The following is an 18,342-nucleotide window of genomic DNA, read 5'->3' as shown; positions in this document are numbered from 1 at the left end:
CCCTAATGCCTAATTTCTAATGCCTAATCCCTTTTCAATCGCTGGGGCAATTCCCGTGAGGTCGTGGATATCTTTTCCGAATTCATCGCGGATGGATTTTTCCCCGAATAATAAAAGCGGAACGTCGGCTTCGGTGTGTTTGCGGGTGGAGAGGTCTTCCATGTTGCCATGGTCAGAAGTGAGCAGGACGAGGTCGCGGCTGTCCCAATGTTCGAGCAGACCTTTCAGCACACTGTCGAATCTTTCCATCTGGCGCACTGCCGAACCCATATCCTGTTTGTGGCCTGCGTAATCGCTGGCCCAATATTCGAAGAAAGAGAAATCGTATTGACGGGCGAGGTCGGCGAGTCTTTTCCCTGCTTCCTCGGTTTCGAAGATCGGCGCTTCGGGAAAGTTCAAAAACTCGTGCCAGCCCTGCCCCGTGAAATCTGCCGAGAGCGCCTTGCCTGCAAAATAATCTTCGTGTGTGAAAAGCGGCAAGCCAGCATTGGTCAACGCGAGCGGGATGGCAGAGTACAACCGCTTGCCCGAATCGATCCCCTCGAAATAGCGCGGCGGATACGCATTCAATAACGCGGCAGTTTTGCCAGCCTGCACAGTTTTTGCAAAAACAGTTTTGCCATCGAGATATTGCGCCACCTCGGGGTTGGGCTTGGGGCCATAGTGATATCCGATCTCGGCGGGGATGTTGATGCCCGTCAGCAAAACGGCCTGCCCCGTTGCCGATTGTGGCGCGCCGCTCACGCCAAGCCTCGGGTCGACGGAAAACAGCGCAGCTGACTCACCTTCGCTTGATGCTGATTCTTTGAGCAGTTTCCGCCCCCCAAGCAGAGACTCAAGATACGGCATGTTCGCGCGCGCAAATGGATTGATCTCCGCGTTGTTTTCGCCGAGTCCGATGCCATCGAGGAAGAGGAAGAGAATTTTCATAGGGATGAATGATGAATGATGAATGATGAGATGATGTGTTGAGTGTTTCGATAATTACCAATTACCTTTTTCCCGCCTTCTGATACAAAAACCATGCCGATTTCCGCTCGCGTTTGTCGAATCCATCGCGGCGGGAGATTTGGGTAAATGTTTGGGCTGGGATCAGGTCCAAGTCCGCGGGGACAAGCCCGGGCGCGGTGTGATCGTCTGTCTGTTTAAAGAATCCGTACATGAGCCAGAATCCGTTTGGGGCGAGGATTCGATCCAGTTGAGTCAGATAATCCGCTTTGTTGGGGAGGCCGTGGAAACAGCCGATATCAAGCGCGAGGTCAAATTGCCCGCTGATGTTTTTCATTTGGGTTGCATCATCGGTGAAGAGATCGGCCTGCACGCCTGCGGATTTTACTTTTCGTTTTGCCATGCGGATGGCGCGGGAGGCGAAGTCGAAGCCTTGCACCTGCCAGCCTGTTTTTGCGAGGGTGATGACGTTGGTGCCCGTGCCGCAGCCGATATCAAGCGCGCGGCCTGCGGGGTGGCTTTGGATGAATTCGAAAAGTTCGGGCGGGGTGATGCCGCTATCCCAGGGCGGGCGGCGCAGATACCAAAGATTGAAAGAGATGCGGCGGAAGAAATTCATTTGAGCGAGTCGCGCACCAACTGCGGGTCGAATTCGCCGACCTGCCGCCACACTTCGTTGCCCTGCGCATCGAAGAAGATGAAGGTGGGGGTGAATTCAAAATTGTACACGGGAGCGAGTTCCATGCCTGCGGCTTCCTGAATGTTCAGGCGAATGAAGTGGATGCGTTTGCCAATGCTGATTTCGTTATTCAATTCCTGTTCGAGCTCGTCAACGACGGGCTTAATTTGGGTGCAGGTAATTCAGAAGGGGGATTGGAATTCGAGCAGGACGGGCGTGCCCGCGCCAATGAGTTCCTTGACGGCCACGGCATCGCCCATCAACGGGGTTTGGCGCGGATGCAGGATTACCCATGCGGTAATAAGGGCGGTGACAACCACCCCAAAGGCAAGGAAATCATTCCATTTTGGTTTGTTTGTGAGCAGAATGCTTCCAGCAATGACCACCAGACCGATGGCCAGCGCAAGGAATGAGTATTCCCGAAAGAGCGCCATCAAAAGTTTCCTCCAGTTTTCTGGTTGCCGGTGGAACGGCTTGTTTTCTTAATTCAAGAATTCACCCCGAGAGGTGAATTATCGCTTGTTTCATCCATAAAGTGAACTTTTACAGGAAATCGATCAAGTCATGCGATTCTGTAAATGTCATGCGCAGGCCGTGACGGTTCACACTTTGACAATTCAATTGAGTTCTTTTACAATCGTGCAACTTGTCCTTCAGTTTTGTCCGAATTTGGCTTTACTTGAGACGAGAAAACGAATTGCTTTACATCCTACACTTATAGGAAGGCTACTTTCATGAAAGAGTATACCACCGAGTTTCTTCGCAACATCGCGCTGGTTTCACATGGAGGCGCGGGGAAAACGATGTTGGCAGAAGCATTTTTACATGCAACGAAGGCGACCACACGTCTGGGAAAGGTCGAAGACGGGACCACGGTTTCGGATTATGATGACGAGGAACATCGCCGAAAGATTTCGATCTACTCAAGTATTATTCCCATCGAGCATCGCGATCATAAAATAAACGTAATAGACGCGCCAGGCTACACCGATTTTGTGGGTGAGATCATCTCCGCCCTGAGTGTCGCTGATGGCGCGGTTATTTTAGTGGATGCCGTCTCGGGTATCGAAGTTGGAACGGAACTTGCATGGCGCTACGCAGATGAATTCAATCTGCCGCGCTTTTTTGTTATTAATAAGATGGACCGCGACAACGCGAATTTCGAAGCGACTTATGACGCCATCGAAGAATTCGTGAAGGCGCATGGCAAACGTGCCATCAAGGTTCATTTGCCGATCGGTGAGAAACAGAATTTCAAGGGTGTGGTCGATATCATCGGAATGAAGTCCTATATGGGTGATGGAAACACCACGGCGGATATCCCAGCCGAATTGAAGGAAGCGGCAGAAGCGGCTCATTTTGCAATGGTGGAAGCAGCCGCCGAAGGCGAAGATGAACTGATGGAGAAGTATCTCGAAAACGGTTCATTGACCGACGCGGAAATGGTACGCGGACTTGAAGATGTGGTCTACGCTGGAGCATTTGTCCCTGTGTTCTGCGCTGCTGGCGGACATGAAGTCGGCGCGATCGCCCTGCTCAATGACATCATCGACCTGCTGCCTTCTCCGTTGAATGGGCCGAAGCGTGTGGCGCAAGGCAAGAGCGGCGAAGAGGAATTGAAGCCGTCTGATTCTGAGCCGCTGGCAGCCTATGTTTGGAAAACCACTGCCGACCCGTTCGTTGGCAAAATGACCTACTTCCGCGTGTATTCTGGTTCTGTCCAGGCCGATGGACACGTTTGGAATCAAATCAAGAGCGCCGATGAACGCGTCTCCGGTCTGCACTTCCAGCGCGGCAAGGAAGCGATCCCGGCGAAAGTGATCCATGCCGGTGACCTTGCCGCCGTTTCAAAATTGACCGTCACTGCTACAGGCGATACCCTGTGCGATAAAGGCCATCCGCTCACGATCCAGAAACCGAAATTCCCCGCCGCACTGTATCGTGTGGCGATCACCCCGAAGAGCCAGGCTGATGCGGCCAAGATCTCACCCACACTCGCACGTCTGTGCGAAGAAGATATGACCCTGATCTGGCAAAACGACCCGATCACACACGAAACCGTATTGCAGGGTATGGGCGACCAGCATATTGACGTGGCGCTGCATCGCGCGCAGGCCAAGTTCCAGGTCGGTTTATCCACCCATGAACCGCGCATCGCCTATCGCGAAGGAATTACCCGCAAGGCCAGCGCCCAGTATCGTCACAAGAAACAAAGCGGTGGCTCGGGTCAGTTTGGCGAAGTGCACCTTCGCATTGAACCTCTGCCCTCTGCTGACTTCGAATTCACCGATGAACTCGTCGGTATGAACCTGTCGAAATCCTATTTGCCCCCGATCGAAAAAGGCATTAAGGCCACCATGGAACGCGGTGCGTTCGCGGGCTATCCGATGAGCAACGTCAAAGTGATTGTGTATGACGGCAAGGAACATGAAGTGGATTCCAAACCTGTCGCCTTTGAAATTGCAGGACGTGAAGCCTTCAAACTTGCCGTGCATGAAGCGGGCCCGGTCTTGTTCGAGCCCATCATGAACGTCCGCGTGACGGTGCCAGATGCGAACATGGGTGATGTAATGAGCGACCTCAACACACGCCGCGGCCGCGTACAGGGAACGGATTCGGAACACGGAAATACGATCATCGTGGCGCATGTGCCCATGGCAGAATTGCTGCGCTACACCACCCAACTCCGCTCCATCACCGGCGGGCGCGGATACTTCACCATGGAGTTCGATCATTACGATACGGTCCCATCCCACATCACCGGTCCGATCATCGAAGCCCACAAGAAGGAAATGGAAGCCAAGAAGGAAGAGTAATTTAGTGAACGGTAAAAAGTAATCAGTAAAAAGTCCCAATGCATTTAGCTTTGGGACTTTTTTGTTTTCTAACACCTATTCACATGAAATTTCTCCGCCAAAGGCAATCAACTCGCAGTAAAATAAAATATGCCAATTATCCGCTTTCCCGCCCTGATGAAATTCTATGTCGATAATCAGACCGAGTTCGAAGTGAACGGCGCAACCGTTGCCGAAGTGCTTGAAAACATCCTCGTGCGTTACCCAGCCTTGAAACCGCATTTATATGATGCGAATGGCGAACTGCGCAGGCACTTCAATATTTTTGTAAACGGAGTGCATCTGCGCGAATTAAATGGACTTGCCACGGAATTGCAAACGGGCGATAAGGTCATCTTAATGGCCTCCGCTGCTGGAGGATAAAACGCATCATACCTAACGAGGGCCTGATTCGGTTTTCTAAAAAAGAAGCTACCTCCAGAGTGATGCGGAATTTCAGTATTGACAAATCGGGTAAGATAAGTAAAATAACGCGCATCTAATCGGAAACCTATGAAAACATTTAACTATTGCTTGTGTCTATCGCGGGGCTCGTAACCACCCGCCTGAGATAGACCTCCCCGCAGTCAACGGAAACAGACGGTTGGACGACCCCCGCTTGCAGAATTTTGCATAGTGTGGCGCTCGTTCGCCGTCTTTTTGTTTACCCGTTGACTGCTTTTGATTTAAAAGGATGACATGACCTTACTGGATATTCGATTAATAGATACAAATTCAGTTCCCCTTGATGGACTTCCTGCACATGTGGGTAACACGCCGCTCCTCCCGCTTCGCAGGCTGGGCCTCGGCCTGTCACCACGTGTAAAGGTTTTTGCCAAGGCCGAATGGTTCAACCCCGGCGGCTCGGTCAAAGATCGCCCCGCGTTGAACATTATCCAGAACGCCATCATCAGCGGTGACCTGGATAATGGCAAGCGTTTGCTTGATTCCACTTCGGGAAATATGGGCATTTCCTATGCCACCTTCGGCGCGGCGCTGGGAATCCCTGTCACTTTGGCGTTGCCAGCCAGTGCCAGCCCAGAGCGCATCACCATCCTCAAAGCCCTTGGCGCGGAATTGGTGCTCACCGATCCGCTCGAAGGCTCAGATGGCGCGATCCTCAAAGCTCGTGAAATGGCCGCGGAAAATCCAGACCTGTATTGGTACGCCAATCAATACAACAATGCTGCGAATTGGCAGGCGCATTACCTGTCAACGGGACCTGAGATTTTCGCCCAAACCAACGGACTGGTGACTCATTTCATTACAGGGTTGGGCACCTCCGGCACGTTGATGGGTACGGGACGATATTTGCGCGACCAATTACCTGATGTGAAGATTTTGGCTTTCCAACCCGATGCACCTTTCCACGGGCTGGAAGGCCTGAAGCACATGCCTAGTGCGATCAAGCCCGGGATCTATGACGAGTCAGTTGCGGGCACCCCGCTTGAGGTCCAGACCGAAGCGGCGCATGAGATGGTGAATCGATTGGCGCGGGAGGAAGGTCTCTTCGTGGGGATTTCCTCCGGGGCGGCGGCTGTTGCTGCGCTTCAAGTCGCAAGCGAATTGGATGAAGGTGTGGTCGTGACCTTGTTCCCCGATGCCGGCTATAAATATTTGAGCGATAAAAAGTTATGGGAGGGTAAGTAATGCTGGCTGTCTCAAATGATTTGATCGAGCAGATCAACAAACACGTAGAGGAAGCCTACCCTGAAGAGGGGGCTGGTTTTTTGATCGGTGTGGAAGGCGAAGTGAAGCAGATATTATCTTTGCCCAACGCGCGCGAGGACGAGGCACGCCACAATCGGTTTTTGTTTACGCCCGAAGATTATCTCAAAGCTGAGTTGAAGGCCGATAGCCTCGGGCTGAGCCTGATCGGTGTTTTTCACTCCCACCCCGATTGCCCGAATGTCCCCTCTGAATATGACCGCGAATGGGCACAGCCGTTTTTCTCCTACATCATCACGCGTGTGGATGCGGGCAAATCGATCAGTCACCGTTCATGGCGATTGCTGGAAGATCGTTCGAAGTATGAAGAAGAAGAGATTTCAGTTCAATAAAAATTCTGGCGGTTGAGAATCGCCAAATAAAAAAACAGGATACCTTAACATGACATCACAACCCTTACAAAAAGTGGATCACTCTGCATTAAAGGCAAACCAATACTTCATCATTTCGTTGGGCGTGCTTGCGTTTGTTTTCAACCAGCCGATACTCGCGGCTTTTGTCGCGTTGATGATGGGGCTTGGCACCGTTTTGAAGAAACCGGGTTTTGGATTTATCTACACGTCCCTGCTCAAGCCGCGCGGATGGATGAAACCCGATGTGTTGGATGACAACCCCGAACCGCATCGCTTTGCGCAATTCGTCGGATTTCTGTTCATGGCTGGTGGTTCCGCCGCATTGTTCCTCGGTTCGGCGGTTCTGGGCTGGACCCTGGTGTGGATCGTCGTTGCGCTGGCTTCGCTGAATGCCTTTGGCGGTTTCTGCGTAGGATGCGCCATGTACTACTGGCTGGTGCGCCTGAATGTGCCTGGCTTTGGCAAACAGCCGCCTACAGGGACTTTCCCCGGCATGAAGCCGAAAGCAGGAGCTGCGGCATGAGTTCAGATATTCTGTTGCGTTTTGCTTTTGCAATTGGTATTATATTTTTAGGCGTGGGCGTCAACTGGTTATTTAATAGGCGGTTGATCTCACGCGCAAAAGGCGGCATCGGCTCATTGTTTAACACTTTGCCGAACAAGCCCACCATTGTCTATTTCACCACGCCGGATTGTGCGCCGTGCAAAACCGTGCAGCGCCCTGCGCTTGAAAAGTTGACCAATCTGCTCGGTGAAAAATTGCACGTCGTTGAAATTGACGCGACCCAGCAGCCCGAGGTCGCGAAGACTTGGGGCGTGATGAGCGTCCCGACCACGTTTTTGCTCAATTCCCGCGGCGAGGCACGCTATGTCAATAATGGCGTGGCGCGGGTTGAAAAGTTGATGGAACAGATACAGACTTTGTAAACCGATTAAACACGAAGGACACTACGGTCACAAAGGAAAACCTTAAGTCCGTGTTTCCTTCGTGTATTTCGTACCCTTTGTGTTTAAGTTTTTTCAAAATTATTTTAGGAGACTCTACATGCCCGTTTTGCGAATCCCGACCCCGTTGCGTGCTTATACCAGCGGACAATCTGAAGTGACTGTCAGCGGCGCGAATATTTCAGAAGCGCTGACTGACCTGACCAATCAATTTCCGACGATCAAGCCGCATATATTCAACGACGGCGGGGAACTGCGTCCGTTTGTTAATTTGTTCGTTGGTGAACATAACATCAAGGATTTGCAGGGCGTGGATACGCCGATCAAGGATGGCGATAGAGTGATGTTGATCCCGTCCATTGCTGGAGGTTAACATGCTGCCCGAATTAAATCACGAAGAAATTTTGCGTTACTCGCGTCACCTGTTGATCCCCGAAGTGGGATTGGAAGGTCAACGCAAGCTGAAGAATTCGTCCGCGTTGATTGTGGGAACTGGCGGGTTGGGGTCGCCTGTTTCGTTGTATCTGGCTGCGGCGGGTGTGGGGCGCATCGGTCTGGTCGATTACGATACCGTTGACTCGTCGAATCTCCAACGGCAGATCATCCACGGCACATCCACCATCGGAAAATTAAAAGTGGAAAGCGCGAAGGCGAAACTGCTCGATCTGAATCCCGATATTCAAGTGGATACCTACAACGAGCCGTACACGTCTGCAAACGCGATGCGCATCGCCAAAGATTACGACATCATTCTCGACGGCACCGATAATTTTCCCACCCGTTATCTCACCAATGACGTGGCGGTGTTTCTCGGCAAGCCGAATGTGTACGCGTCCATCTTCCGCTTTGACGGGCAGGTGAGCGTGTTCTACGCCAAGGAAGGGCCGTGCTATCGCTGTCTCTTCCCCGAACCGCCGCCGCCCGGGCTTGTGCCTTCGTGCGCGGAGGGCGGCGTGCTCGGCGTGCTGCCCGGCACGATCGGCACACTGCAAGCCACCGAAGCGCTGAAAGTTTTGCTCGGCATCGGTGACCCGATGATCGGCCGCCTGCTGTTGTACAACGCGCTCGACATGTCGTTTGACTTCGTCAAGCTCAAGAAGAATCCCAAATGCCGCGTGTGCGGACCGAATGCCGACATCAAGGAATTGATCGACTACGAAGAATTCTGCGGCGTCCCCGGCCATGATCACGAAGAAGGATCGGCTGGCGCAGGCCTCGATATTACGTCTGTGGAATTAAAAGACCGCATCTCACTTACCCCGAGCCTGATCCTGCTCGATGTGCGTGAGCCTCACGAGTTGGAGATCTCCGCCCTGCCCAACGCCGTGAACATTCCCCTCGGTCAACTGGCGGGACGATTAACCGAATTGAACAGCGCCGATGACATGGTCGTCTTCTGCAAAGGCGGAACTCGATCCGCGCGCGCGCTTGAATTGCTCGCCAGCGCTGGCTTCAAGAAAGTAAAGAACTTGAAGGGCGGAATCAATTCATGGGCAAAGGAAGTGGATACGAGGCTGCCGATTTATTAGGGTTTGAAGGTTGCAGGTTGGAAGGTTTGAAAGTTTGGAAATTGGTGGTCGAGTAGCCGAAGGCGTATCGAGACCAGCATGTCTTGAAAAAAATAGAAGAAGAAGAACTCCCGTCGAGATTTCGGCGGGAGTTCTGTTATTTCTATCTGTATTTCTTGCTCACTGCGCGGACTCCGATCAACTCAGCCAGCAAGCCGACCGTGGCGTTTAAAATTTTCTGCGTGCGGATCGGAATACGGCCATCATAACCGCCATGCTTGCCCAAAGTTCGTAAAATGGCGAAGGAAAGCAGGGCATTTTTCGGCTGGCCGTTTGCATTGAGTTGATTCGGTCCAAGGTCTGCAATCGTGGAGAAGACGCCGAGCGTATCTTGTACCGCCTGCGGACTTGGTTTATCAAACTGCGAGCGTTGACGCATGACCAATTCCGTTTGACCGTTGTTCCACGGGTGGATGTGCTTTTGCGTGGGTGGCAATACGACTACATCTCCCGCTTTTGCATTTCGTTTTTTGCCATCCAGCCTGTATTTGCATTCGCCGGAGATGATCTCGAAGGTTTCCGTCCAGGTCATGTGAAGGTGTTCGGCAACATCCGGCCTTGCCCCCACAGGCATGTGATATTCAAGATAAAAGCCCATGCCCTTGGTTTCCACGTCCGTTTCAAGGACGGTAATCGTGGTCTTTGAACTTGGGTTGGTGATGACATGTCCGGTACGGATCATAAGGTTTGCTCCAAATTGATAAAGATTTTAGCGATATTACCATAATTGGATTTGAAGGACTGTTCAGTTATAATCCAAATATTGGGATATTTTTTCATCATTCCTCCTTTCCCCATGAGACCTCTCCGCGTTTTTCTCTGTCATGCCTCGCAAGACAAGCCCGCTGTGCGGGAATTGTACAATGCGCTCAAGTCAGAGGGTTGGATTGACCCGTGGTTAGATAAGGCAAAAATCCTGCCCGGGCAAGATTGGGAATTTGTCATTGAGAAGGCTGTAGACGATTCTGATGTGGTGATTGTTTGTCTTTCGGGGCAGTCTGTTACTAAAGAAGGCTTTGTTCAGAGGGAAATCCGTTATGCCTACGATATTGCACTGGAAAAACCAGAAGAAACGATTTTCTTAATCCCCTTGCGCTTGGATGATTGCAACGTTCCCCGCAAATTGCGGACATTGCATTGGGTGGATTATTTTGGATTTGACAAGAAAAATTCCTATGCTGATTTGTTGGAAGCCTTGAAACTGCGTTACGAACAAAAAATGCGCTTGGAAGGCAGGTTAGAGGCAAAAGAAAAGGGAAATTGCGACAGAAAGAATAAATGGACGGGAAAGAAGGAGCCCTGTGTTGAAAAAGCGTTCTGAAAAAGACTAAATTTTTCTCCTTCTCAGAACCTTTGCTGGCTTGTTGCAATAAGACTTTGGTCGTATTGACCTGAGGGGATTGTTTGCCATCTTTACTTGTCATCTGTGCTTATCACCTATTTCTTCCAACGCCGTTGCCTCACCTCACCTCCACTCCACAGCCCATGCCTTCACTCCAACGCCAACCTTGGGAATTGGTTCAACCATGATTTCTGAAAAAGATGACATGGTTTTGGTCTATGTGCCAGAAGGTGAATTTACGATGGGGAGTGATTCTTATTATCCCCAATGAAAAACCTATTCATCAAGTTAATTTGGATGCCTTCTGGATTGACCAAACCGAAGTGACCAATGCCATGTATGCAAAATGTGTTAAGTGAAGGTCTGTAAAGCTGCCAACAGAGTCGACAAATTGAGTTATTACGGCATCTGAATTTGAGAATCATCCCGTTCTATACGTGACTTGGAACATGGCAAATGCCTATTGCCCTTGGGCGGACGCAGATTGCCTACCGAAGCCGAATGGGAAAAGCCGCGCGCGGCAGATGGGCGCACATACCCCTGGGGCAATGGTTTGACGGGACAATTGTTAATTTTGTGATACAACTGTCCTTTTAGTCATGCAGATAAATCGTCCAACGATGGTTATACCGATGTTGCTCCCGTTGGAAGTTATCCATCCGGGCAGAGTATTTATGGCGCGTTGGATATGGCAGGCAATGTTTGGGAATGGGTGAATGATTGGTATGATGAAAATTATTATGTCAGTTCACCCGAAGCCAATCCATTAGGGCCTAATCTTCTTGACGGTCAATATCGGGTGCTGCGGGGCGGCTCATGGGAGGACACGGTTATATCTTGTCCGTTCTGCCACCGCAATGGATCGATCCTGGATTCGAAGCGTATCCTTCATGGTTTTCGTTGCTCCCGCTCACCATAAGAGGCCATCCACGAATAAAACCACGAATGAGGAATGGTCATTCGAGTATTCGTGCAAAATTCGTGGATGGGTTTTATTGTAAAAACAAGACCTCCGAGAGTTTCAAAACTCCAGAGGCTTTTTTTATGCCTCGCACTCCCCACCGATAACTATTCACTGTTCACTCCTCGCTGGTAAAATACCCACAACCAAAGGAGAGAGAATGACAACAGGATTACCCGAATCAAAAGAGAAACGTGTCTTTAATAATGTACTTGGCGCAATGGGCAATACGCCGCTTGTCAAACTGGAGCGGATCGGGCGCGACCTGCCTGTTCCGCTGTATGCGAAATTGGAATTTATGAATCCCGGCGGTTCGGTCAAGGACCGTGTGGGGGCGAATATCGTCGAGCAGGCCGAGAAGCGGGGCGAGATCAAGCCTGGTGGAACCATTGTCGAGGCCACATCAGGGAACACAGGCGTCGGCCTCGCGATTGCGGCGGCGCTGAAAGGCTACAAGACCATCTTTGTCATGCCTGACAAGATGAGCAACGAAAAGATTTTATTGTTGCGTGCCTATGGCGCGAAGGTGGTCATCACTCCAACCGCGGTCGGACCTGATGATCCGCGCTCGTATTATGAAGTGGCGAAGAAGTTCGCGCGCGAAACCCCCAATGCGATTTTAGCGAATCAATATCACAACCCCGATAACCCGAAAACGCATGAGTTGAGCACTGGCCCCGAGTTGTGGGAGCAGACCGATGGCAAGTTGACCGATGTCATCATCGGCATTGGCACAGGCGGAACCATCACCGGTGTGGGGCGTTATCTCAAATCCAAGAATCCGAACATTACGATTGTGGGCATTGATATCGAAGGTTCGATCCTCACCGAGATCTGGCAGAACAAAGGCATCATTCCTCCGGGCGCGTATCCCAAAACTTATAAAGTGGAAGGCATTGGCGAAGACTTCTTGCCGTCCACGATGGATATCAATTATGTGGATGCCATCGAGCGTGCGGGAGATAAAGAGTCGTTTTATTGGGCGCGTCAACTCGTACGGCAGGAAGGCATTTTCGCGGGCGGTTCCTCTGGCTCCGCGATTGCAGGCGCGATCAAATATTGCCGCAAGCTGACTCCCGACCGATTGCCCGTGGTCATTCTCCCTGATTCTGGTTCGCGTTATCTTTCAAAATTTTATGATGACAAGTGGATGCGTGAATTCGGATTCCTCTCGATGGAATTCGGAGAAACGGCTCTGGGCGACCTGTTGATTGCCAAGCCAAACAAGGCATTGATCACCGCGACAATTGGTGACTCGGTCCGCAAGGTGGTTTCAGTGATGCATCAGAATGCAGTATCGCAAATGCCAGTCGTCGGCGCGGATGGATCGTTGGTTGGTCTCATCGAAGAAGTGGACTTGCTCAATCACATGCTCGAAAAGCACGAACACAGCAACGATGAAAAGATCGATGCGCTCGTGCAAAATGCAGGCGCGGTCTTCCCGCCTGAAACTCCGCTCGAAGAAGCCATGCCCTCGCTCACATCGGGCTATGCGTTGATCGTGGTGGACCACGGCAAGCCTGTCGGCATCCTCACAAAGATCGATGTGCTGGATTACGTGGCAGGGAAGATTTAAGGTGATTTGAGTGCCCAGTTGAGAGCTAAACTTTCAACTGGGCAAGAGAATTCATGATACCTTTCCTCTTGCGAATCTGGCGCACTCTTCCTTTGTGGGTGCATTTTCTGGCGGCGAAGCTGGTGCGTCCCAGATTCCGTGCGGCGGTGGCGGCGCTGATCTTCAACGAGCAGGGACAAGTGCTGCTGTTCAAGCACACCTACCGCAAATTCGAGTGGGGCATCCCTGCGGGCGGATTGGAATATCGTGAGCAGCCTGTCGATGCGATCAAGCGTGAATTTTTTGAAGAAGCGGGGATGCAGATCCAGGTCGAGCAGCTGCTGACCGTTGTCAGCGCGCGGGAAGATCATCATTTGGGTGTGATCTATCTCTGCAAGATTTTAAGCGGCGAGTTCAAGGCATCTCATGAGATTTCAGAGATGAGATATTTCCCCGTCGATGAATTGCCTGCGATGATGCTCACCACGGAAAAAGAATTGATAAAATGGGCGGTGGAAAATCGGAAAACAGATAAACGCAGATAAACATAAGAATTATCCCCTGCTTTTCATCCACTACCATCTAATTGATCTGTGTTCATCTGTGTTAAAAAGGAAATCATTTGACCAATATTCTCCTCGTCGGCTTCGGCGGATTTATCGGTTCCATCCTGCGGTATCTTGCAAGCGGATACGTTCAACAGGCTTCGAAAAGCGTGGGCTTTCCCTATGGCACGCTCGTGGTCAATGTGATCGGCTGTTTTGTCATCGGCTTTCTTGCCCAGCTTGCTGAAACACGCGGGTTTTTTACCACCGAATCGCGTCTGTTCGTCTTTGTCGGAATCCTTGGTGGATTCACCACATTCTCTTCGTTCGGAAACGAAACGCTCAACCTTGCGCGTGATAGTCAAATGATGAGCGCGCTGGCGAATATCGGTGCGAATGTGATCATCGGCCTCTTTGCCGTGTGGTTGGGGCGCACGGTCTCGTATTTGATTTGGAGATAACCATGCACCTGCCCGAAGAAGGTTCCCTGCTCCGCATTTTCATCGGTGAATCAGATAAGCACGAGCACAAACCGCTTTATGAATGGATCGTCTTGCAAGCCCGCGAGCAGGGACTTGCAGGCGCGACCGTTTTACGCGGTATCATGGGCTTCGGCGCGAATACCCGCATCATCCACACGTTCAAGATCGAACGTCTTTCTGAAGACATGCCGATGGTGGTCGAGATCGTGGATACTCAGGAAAAGCTTGAAGCCTTTCTCGAATTGATCGATCCACATATCAAAGCGGGTCTCGTCACTCTCGAAAAAGCGCAAATCAAATTCTATCGGGCCGATCAAACCGCCCGCTGAAAACTCAACACTGGAGATCGTACATGAACTGGCTTGAAGTATCCCTTACTGTAGACGGCGAACTCGCCGAATCTGTTGCCGATGTGCTGGCGCGTTTTGCGCCCAACGGCGTGATGACCGAACAGGGCGTCAAATTCAACGATGAAGAGGATGAAGGCACAGCCACCGGCCCGATCACTGTCCGCGCTTATTTGGAGGTGAACGATCAGCTTGAAGAAACGCGACAGAAGCTCGAAGAGTCGCTTTACTATTTGGGGATGATCAAGCCTGTGCCGACCCCAACCTACAAGCAGATCGCGGATCAAAACTGGATGGAAGCCTGGAAACAGCACTACAAGCCGATTCTCATCGGACAGAGACTCCTGATCCTGCCCGCGTGGTTGGAATCCCCCGAGCCGAAACGCATCCCGATCAAAATTGACCCGGGCATGGCATTTGGTACAGGCACGCATCCCACGACGCAGTTGTGCCTTGAACTTATGGAAGTTTCTGCCGATAATCGTCAACTATCGTCCGTAATCGATGTTGGCTGCGGTTCTGGGATCTTGTCAATTGCTGCATTGAAACTCGGCGCAAACAAAGTCCTCGGCGTGGACATTGATATTGAGTCCGTCAAAAACTCGCGCGAGAACGCAGATACAAACGAGGTGGGAGAGGAATTGATCCTTGGTCAGGGTTCGGTGACGGAAGTGCTGGCAGGCCAGTTCGCTTTCAAATCTGCGCCGCTGGTGGTGGCGAATATTCTCGGTCCGATTCTGATCCGCCTTTTTGATGCGGGACTTGCCGACCTGATCGAACCCAACGGCGAGATCATTTTGAGTGGCATTCTCGACCATCAAGCTGAGTCGGTCATTGGGGCTGGGCAGGCCAAAGGGTTGAAAAGAGGCGAGATCCGCCAAATGGGTGATTGGGTGGCGATCTCCATGTCGCGTTAAGTCAAAATATTCCCCATAATGTACTATTTAGTTATTGGCACAGGCTGATAAAATCCCGCATTATATTTTTCGAGGAGAATTGAAGAATGAAACGTGCCAATAACTTACTTTTAGCGATTACCTGTCTTGCATTTGCAGCTTTGGCTTGCAATGCCGTTGGGGGCGGGGGAGCGCCGACCGCGGTTACCGATCCCATTATCCCGACCTCTGTGCCTGTTGAAGAACCGACTGCGGTTGTGGATCTTCCGGTGCCCACGGAAGAATCTCAATCCAATAGTGGTGAGATTTTGTTTAAGGATGATTTTGTCCCTGGCCGTGGTGAGTGGGGCACAGGTTCCGATTCTGACCGAACGGTAGAGTATGTGGACGATACCTTGAATATCAGAATCGCCGCTACAAATTATTTTGTGTGGACAATGCCCAACGATGAGACGTACACCAATATCCACATGGAAGTCACAGCCATCAATCGTAACACTGACCCGCATGCTGCTTTTGGTATTACTTGTAACCAACAGTTCATTGACGAATCCCGCTACTACTTTGCCGTCACCCCGGCCGGTGAATATGCCATTGTTTTGGCGGCTCTTGCCCAGGAGGACAACTTCCTCACCAACGGCGGCTGGGAAACGTCGGACTTGATCGCTAAAAACGCCGAGTCTTATCGCATCGGTGTGGATTGCGGTAACGGCAAACTGACATTGTATGTGGATGGACAGCAAATTGCTTCTGTCGACGATACCACTTATCCGTCAGGCGGCTTTGCCTTGTTTGCCTTGAGCGGTGAGCAGGCCAATGGAGCCGATGTGTCTTTCGATGATTTTATAATTACGCAATTGCCGTAGAAAATGCATGAACTGAAATCCTGTGGTCTGAATGACCACAGGATTTTTAATTTCCGCCAACGCTATTCTGTGCTATGATTTGAACACCATGAACCGCCGTAAAATGTTCCTGTACATTCTCCTCAATATTTTCGTCTCGGCGAGCGTGACGGGGGGAATGTTGTTCTGGTACGACCGCAATTACCGCGCTGTCAGCCAATCAGCGGTGACGCAGGCCACGCCTGTCAGCGGTGAAGGGGCTCCTGTCTCAGGAACAGACCTGCAAACGGACATTCCCGTGAAGATCAGCAGTGTTGTCGGCGCTGGCACAGTGACCTCAGAGATCGTTGTGGTCAAATTCGAAGGCGAGAATCAACTTGATCTGGCCTCCTGGCAACTAAAAGACGAAGACGGAAACACCTTCACTTTCCCCAAACTCACTCTTTACCAAAATGGAGCTGTTCAGGTTCACACCATCGCGGGCACAGATAGCGTCATTGACCTGTACTGGGGCATCAGCGACGCCGTATGGAATTCTGGGGAGAATGCCCGCTTATTCGATGCGCAGGGCAATTTGAGGGCTGTGTATCGAGTTCCTTAATCAACCACGAAGAGTGCAAAAGCTGCCAAGATTCATAAAAAGCCTGAAACCTTCAACCTGACACCTGAAACCTAAACACATGACCCAAGCTCTGTACAGAAAATACCGCCCCAAACAATGGGATACAGTCATTGGACAGGATCACGTCGTCCAGACGCTCATTAATTCCATCAAGGCTGACCGCGTGGGTCATGCCTATCTTTTCGCGGGTCCGCGTGGAACGGGCAAGACCACCGTTGCGCGTTTGCTGGCGAAGGCGGTCAACTGTCTCAGCGAAGATCCCGCAAAGCGGCCCTGCAATGAATGTGACCATTGCAAAGCCGTCAACGAAAACCGCTTCATGGATATGATCGAAATCGACGCCGCCTCGAACAATGGCGTGGATGACGTCCGCGATCTGCGCGAGAAGATCAACTTCTCACCTTCGCAGGGTAAATACAAAGTCTATGTCATCGACGAAGTCCACATGCTTTCTGGCGGCGCGTTCAATGCCTTGCTCAAAACGCTCGAAGAACCCCCGCCGCATGCCATTTTCGTTTTGGCCACCACTGAAATTCACAAAATCCCTGCCACGGTTTTGTCGCGTTGTCAGCGTCACGAGTTTCGGCGCGTGCCCATCGATGAGATCGTTGCAAACCTGAAGCAAATCGCCGCCTCTGAAAATATTCAAGTGGATGAAGAAGCCTTTGCGCTCATTGCTCGTCAGTCAGCGGGCGGTATGCGCGATGCGCAATCACTGCTCGATCAACTCGCATCCACAGGCACGAAGATCACGCTGGCTCTCGCGCAGCAAGTCCTTGGCACGGCTACGAGTCAAACTGTTCTCGATGTTGCCGCGTCCATTCTTGAAAACCAACCCGCGCACGGACTTGAAACCATTCATCGCGCTCTCGATTCCGGCGCAGATCCGCGCTCGCTGGCGCGTCAAATTGTTGAATATATGCGCGGGCTCATGCTCATTCAGATGGGCAATATTGAGCAGGTCGAAGCCACGCGTGATGTCAAAACCCAAATGCAGGCACATGCAAGCGCATTTCATTCCACCGATGTCCTGCGCATGATGAAGATATTCAACAACGCGGCGGTGGATTTGCGCGGCGGCTGGCAACCCTCTTTGAGTCTGGAACTTGCCCTCGCGGAAGCGTTGGACGCCCCGACAGAATCTCATCAAATTGCCGTATCATCCCCGCAGGGGGCGCCGCGTCCGACTCCGTCGAGGCCTGCTCCTGTTTCGAAAACAGAATCCCAGCCCGAGGTTAAGAGCGAAGCGCCGCCTGCCCAAATTGAATCCGCACCTGAGAAACCGATCCTCAACTCCAATGACATCGTCAGATCGTGGAAGTCGCTGGCGGCATCGCTTCCAAAATCACAGGCGAATTTATCTGCGCTGTTAAATTCAGTGAAGATGATTGACATTCAAGGCAAAACGCTTATGCTCGGCCTCGCCAGTGACGTGTTGGTCTCGAAACTCGATAAGCCCGACCAGATCGAAGCGATCCAGAAATTGATCAAAGACCATTTCCACGTGGATGTTGCCGTGAAATGTATCGTCACCAACGCCAAAGGCAAGATTCCCCCGAACGTAGCACAGGATGGCATGGTCGCTGCCGCCATTCACCACGGCGGCGAAATCGTGGATATGGATGAATAGAAGTTGGGAACCGGCCGATTTCCAAATCCCGATTCCCAAATAACAAATATCAAATAACGAGG

23 protein-coding genes are annotated in these 18,342 nt (G+C 51.4%); 18 read left to right on the top strand and 5 right to left on the bottom strand.

Annotation, left to right across the window (positions count from 1 at the left end; genetic code table 11):
- Positions 1 to 9 precede the first annotated feature (9 nt).
- The 4 genes from IPI86_RS17155 to IPI86_RS17140 all read right to left on the bottom strand — a co-directional run bounded on the left by IPI86_RS17155 (position 10) and on the right by IPI86_RS17140 (position 2,061).
- Complete coding sequence (locus tag IPI86_RS17155; RefSeq protein ID WP_345299231.1) at positions 10 to 930, bottom strand: hypothetical protein; 921 nt, start codon at positions 928 to 930, stop codon at positions 10 to 12.
- Positions 931 to 991: 61 nt separating this feature from the next.
- Positions 992 to 1,567, bottom strand: a complete 576-nt coding sequence (locus IPI86_RS17150) for a class I SAM-dependent methyltransferase (RefSeq protein WP_345299230.1) — start codon at positions 1,565 to 1,567, stop codon at positions 992 to 994.
- Entirely contained in the window at positions 1,564 to 1,761 is a 198-nt protein-coding gene (locus IPI86_RS17145) for a hypothetical protein (RefSeq protein WP_345299229.1), read from the bottom strand. The genes IPI86_RS17150 and IPI86_RS17145 overlap by 4 nt, the downstream gene beginning before the upstream one ends.
- A gap of 48 nt (positions 1,762 to 1,809) precedes the next feature.
- Positions 1,810 to 2,061, bottom strand: coding sequence for a hypothetical protein (locus IPI86_RS17140; RefSeq protein WP_345299228.1), 252 nt, complete (start codon positions 2,059 to 2,061; stop codon positions 1,810 to 1,812).
- Between the two features lie 300 nt (positions 2,062 to 2,361).
- Here IPI86_RS17140 and fusA point away from each other — a divergent pair, with 300 nt between their 5' ends.
- From fusA to moeB, 8 genes are all read left to right on the top strand, one after another.
- Positions 2,362 to 4,443: an elongation factor G gene (gene fusA / locus IPI86_RS17135; protein ID WP_345299227.1), complete on the top strand. Its 2,082-nt coding sequence runs from the start codon at positions 2,362 to 2,364 to the stop codon at positions 4,441 to 4,443.
- 129 nt (positions 4,444 to 4,572) lie between these two features.
- Positions 4,573 to 4,845 carry a MoaD/ThiS family protein gene (locus IPI86_RS17130; protein WP_345299226.1) on the top strand — a complete coding sequence of 91 codons (273 nt, stop codon included), beginning with the start codon at positions 4,573 to 4,575 and terminating at the stop codon, positions 4,843 to 4,845.
- A 315-nt stretch (positions 4,846 to 5,160) separates the two neighbouring features.
- Entirely contained in the window at positions 5,161 to 6,111 is a 951-nt protein-coding gene (locus IPI86_RS17125) for a cysteine synthase family protein (protein ID WP_345299225.1), read from the top strand.
- Positions 6,111 to 6,521, top strand: coding sequence for a M67 family metallopeptidase (locus IPI86_RS17120; protein ID WP_345299224.1), 411 nt, complete (start codon positions 6,111 to 6,113; stop codon positions 6,519 to 6,521). Before IPI86_RS17125 ends, IPI86_RS17120 begins: the two co-directional genes overlap by 1 nt.
- A 49-nt stretch (positions 6,522 to 6,570) precedes the next feature.
- Complete coding sequence (locus IPI86_RS17115) at positions 6,571 to 7,065, top strand: DUF4395 domain-containing protein (protein WP_345299223.1); 495 nt, start codon at positions 6,571 to 6,573, stop codon at positions 7,063 to 7,065.
- Positions 7,062 to 7,469: a thioredoxin family protein gene (locus IPI86_RS17110; protein WP_345299222.1), complete on the top strand. Its 408-nt coding sequence runs from the start codon at positions 7,062 to 7,064 to the stop codon at positions 7,467 to 7,469. Before IPI86_RS17115 ends, IPI86_RS17110 begins: the two co-directional genes overlap by 4 nt.
- 118 nt (positions 7,470 to 7,587) lie before the next feature.
- A complete protein-coding gene (locus tag IPI86_RS17105; RefSeq protein ID WP_345299221.1) occupies positions 7,588 to 7,860 on the top strand; it encodes a MoaD/ThiS family protein in 273 nt (90 codons plus the stop codon).
- A gap of 1 nt (position 7,861) precedes the next feature.
- Positions 7,862 to 9,016 (top strand): molybdopterin-synthase adenylyltransferase MoeB, encoded by a 1,155-nt coding sequence (gene moeB / locus IPI86_RS17100; RefSeq protein WP_345299220.1) that lies wholly within the window; start codon positions 7,862 to 7,864, stop codon positions 9,014 to 9,016.
- A gap of 142 nt (positions 9,017 to 9,158) precedes the next feature.
- Here the strand turns inward: moeB and IPI86_RS17095 are convergent, their stop codons facing one another.
- Complete coding sequence (locus tag IPI86_RS17095) at positions 9,159 to 9,737, bottom strand: cupin domain-containing protein (protein ID WP_345299219.1); 579 nt, start codon at positions 9,735 to 9,737, stop codon at positions 9,159 to 9,161.
- A 114-nt stretch (positions 9,738 to 9,851) separates the two neighbouring features.
- On the opposite strand from IPI86_RS17095, the gene IPI86_RS17090 reads away from it, so the two are divergent.
- The 10 genes from IPI86_RS17090 to dnaX all read left to right on the top strand — a co-directional run bounded on the left by IPI86_RS17090 (position 9,852) and on the right by dnaX (position 18,280).
- Positions 9,852 to 10,376 (top strand): toll/interleukin-1 receptor domain-containing protein, encoded by a 525-nt coding sequence (locus IPI86_RS17090; RefSeq protein WP_345299218.1) that lies wholly within the window; start codon positions 9,852 to 9,854, stop codon positions 10,374 to 10,376.
- 221 nt (positions 10,377 to 10,597) lie between these two features.
- Positions 10,598 to 10,756: an SUMF1/EgtB/PvdO family nonheme iron enzyme gene (locus tag IPI86_RS17085; RefSeq protein ID WP_345299217.1), complete on the top strand. Its 159-nt coding sequence runs from the start codon at positions 10,598 to 10,600 to the stop codon at positions 10,754 to 10,756.
- Positions 10,757 to 11,518: 762 nt separating this feature from the next.
- Positions 11,519 to 12,934: a pyridoxal-phosphate dependent enzyme gene (locus tag IPI86_RS17080; RefSeq protein ID WP_345299216.1), complete on the top strand. Its 1,416-nt coding sequence runs from the start codon at positions 11,519 to 11,521 to the stop codon at positions 12,932 to 12,934.
- Positions 12,935 to 12,987: 53 nt separating this feature from the next.
- Positions 12,988 to 13,458, top strand: a complete 471-nt coding sequence (locus IPI86_RS17075) for an NUDIX domain-containing protein (RefSeq protein WP_345299215.1) — start codon at positions 12,988 to 12,990, stop codon at positions 13,456 to 13,458.
- Between the two features lie 77 nt (positions 13,459 to 13,535).
- Positions 13,536 to 13,919 (top strand): fluoride efflux transporter CrcB, encoded by a 384-nt coding sequence (gene crcB / locus IPI86_RS17070; RefSeq protein ID WP_345299214.1) that lies wholly within the window; start codon positions 13,536 to 13,538, stop codon positions 13,917 to 13,919.
- A gap of 2 nt (positions 13,920 to 13,921) precedes the next feature.
- Positions 13,922 to 14,269 (top strand): DUF190 domain-containing protein, encoded by a 348-nt coding sequence (locus IPI86_RS17065; protein ID WP_345299213.1) that lies wholly within the window; start codon positions 13,922 to 13,924, stop codon positions 14,267 to 14,269.
- 23 nt (positions 14,270 to 14,292) lie between these two features.
- Positions 14,293 to 15,204 carry a 50S ribosomal protein L11 methyltransferase gene (prmA, locus tag IPI86_RS17060; RefSeq protein ID WP_345299212.1) on the top strand — a complete coding sequence of 304 codons (912 nt, stop codon included), beginning with the start codon at positions 14,293 to 14,295 and terminating at the stop codon, positions 15,202 to 15,204.
- Positions 15,205 to 15,290: 86 nt separating this feature from the next.
- Positions 15,291 to 16,049, top strand: a complete 759-nt coding sequence (locus IPI86_RS17055) for a hypothetical protein (protein ID WP_345299211.1) — start codon at positions 15,291 to 15,293, stop codon at positions 16,047 to 16,049.
- Between the two features lie 88 nt (positions 16,050 to 16,137).
- Positions 16,138 to 16,629: a lamin tail domain-containing protein gene (locus IPI86_RS17050; protein WP_345299210.1), complete on the top strand. Its 492-nt coding sequence runs from the start codon at positions 16,138 to 16,140 to the stop codon at positions 16,627 to 16,629.
- Positions 16,630 to 16,708: 79 nt separating this feature from the next.
- Positions 16,709 to 18,280: a DNA polymerase III subunit gamma/tau gene (gene dnaX, locus IPI86_RS17045; protein ID WP_345299209.1), complete on the top strand. Its 1,572-nt coding sequence runs from the start codon at positions 16,709 to 16,711 to the stop codon at positions 18,278 to 18,280.
- Positions 18,281 to 18,342: the final 62 nt, after the last annotated feature.

The organism is Candidatus Villigracilis affinis (genome assembly GCF_016705895.1).
GTDB classification, from domain to species: domain Bacteria; phylum Chloroflexota; class Anaerolineae; order Anaerolineales; family Villigracilaceae; genus Villigracilis; species Villigracilis affinis.
The sequence above is the reverse complement of the archived record's forward strand: the minus strand, read 5'-3'. Positions and strand labels throughout refer to the sequence as shown.

Excerpts from the sequence above, each read along its gene's own strand:
- fusA (WP_345299227.1), top strand. The coding sequence starts at position 2,362 with ATGAAAGAGTATACCACCGAGTTTCTTCGCAACATCGCGCTGGTTTCA.
- moeB (WP_345299220.1), top strand. The coding sequence starts at position 7,862 with ATGCTGCCCGAATTAAATCACGAAGAAATTTTGCGTTACTCGCGTCAC.
- IPI86_RS17130 (WP_345299226.1), top strand. The coding sequence starts at position 4,573 with ATGCCAATTATCCGCTTTCCCGCCCTGATGAAATTCTATGTCGATAAT.
- prmA (WP_345299212.1), top strand. The coding sequence starts at position 14,293 with ATGAACTGGCTTGAAGTATCCCTTACTGTAGACGGCGAACTCGCCGAA.
- IPI86_RS17085 (WP_345299217.1), top strand. The coding sequence starts at position 10,598 with ATGACATGGTTTTGGTCTATGTGCCAGAAGGTGAATTTACGATGGGGA.
- IPI86_RS17050 (WP_345299210.1), top strand. The coding sequence starts at position 16,138 with ATGAACCGCCGTAAAATGTTCCTGTACATTCTCCTCAATATTTTCGTC.
- IPI86_RS17055 (WP_345299211.1), top strand. The coding sequence starts at position 15,291 with ATGAAACGTGCCAATAACTTACTTTTAGCGATTACCTGTCTTGCATTT.
- IPI86_RS17110 (WP_345299222.1), top strand. The coding sequence starts at position 7,062 with ATGAGTTCAGATATTCTGTTGCGTTTTGCTTTTGCAATTGGTATTATA.
- IPI86_RS17120 (WP_345299224.1), top strand. The coding sequence starts at position 6,111 with ATGCTGGCTGTCTCAAATGATTTGATCGAGCAGATCAACAAACACGTA.
- IPI86_RS17115 (WP_345299223.1), top strand. The coding sequence starts at position 6,571 with ATGACATCACAACCCTTACAAAAAGTGGATCACTCTGCATTAAAGGCA.
- IPI86_RS17155 (WP_345299231.1), bottom strand. The coding sequence starts at position 930 with ATGAAAATTCTCTTCCTCTTCCTCGATGGCATCGGACTCGGCGAAAAC.
- IPI86_RS17075 (WP_345299215.1), top strand. The coding sequence starts at position 12,988 with ATGATACCTTTCCTCTTGCGAATCTGGCGCACTCTTCCTTTGTGGGTG.
- IPI86_RS17125 (WP_345299225.1), top strand. The coding sequence starts at position 5,161 with ATGACCTTACTGGATATTCGATTAATAGATACAAATTCAGTTCCCCTT.
- IPI86_RS17090 (WP_345299218.1), top strand. The coding sequence starts at position 9,852 with ATGAGACCTCTCCGCGTTTTTCTCTGTCATGCCTCGCAAGACAAGCCC.
- IPI86_RS17105 (WP_345299221.1), top strand. The coding sequence starts at position 7,588 with ATGCCCGTTTTGCGAATCCCGACCCCGTTGCGTGCTTATACCAGCGGA.
- IPI86_RS17140 (WP_345299228.1), bottom strand. The coding sequence starts at position 2,061 with ATGGCGCTCTTTCGGGAATACTCATTCCTTGCGCTGGCCATCGGTCTG.
- dnaX (WP_345299209.1), top strand. The coding sequence starts at position 16,709 with ATGACCCAAGCTCTGTACAGAAAATACCGCCCCAAACAATGGGATACA.
- IPI86_RS17065 (WP_345299213.1), top strand. The coding sequence starts at position 13,922 with ATGCACCTGCCCGAAGAAGGTTCCCTGCTCCGCATTTTCATCGGTGAA.
- IPI86_RS17080 (WP_345299216.1), top strand. The coding sequence starts at position 11,519 with ATGACAACAGGATTACCCGAATCAAAAGAGAAACGTGTCTTTAATAAT.
- IPI86_RS17095 (WP_345299219.1), bottom strand. The coding sequence starts at position 9,737 with ATGATCCGTACCGGACATGTCATCACCAACCCAAGTTCAAAGACCACG.
- IPI86_RS17150 (WP_345299230.1), bottom strand. The coding sequence starts at position 1,567 with ATGAATTTCTTCCGCCGCATCTCTTTCAATCTTTGGTATCTGCGCCGC.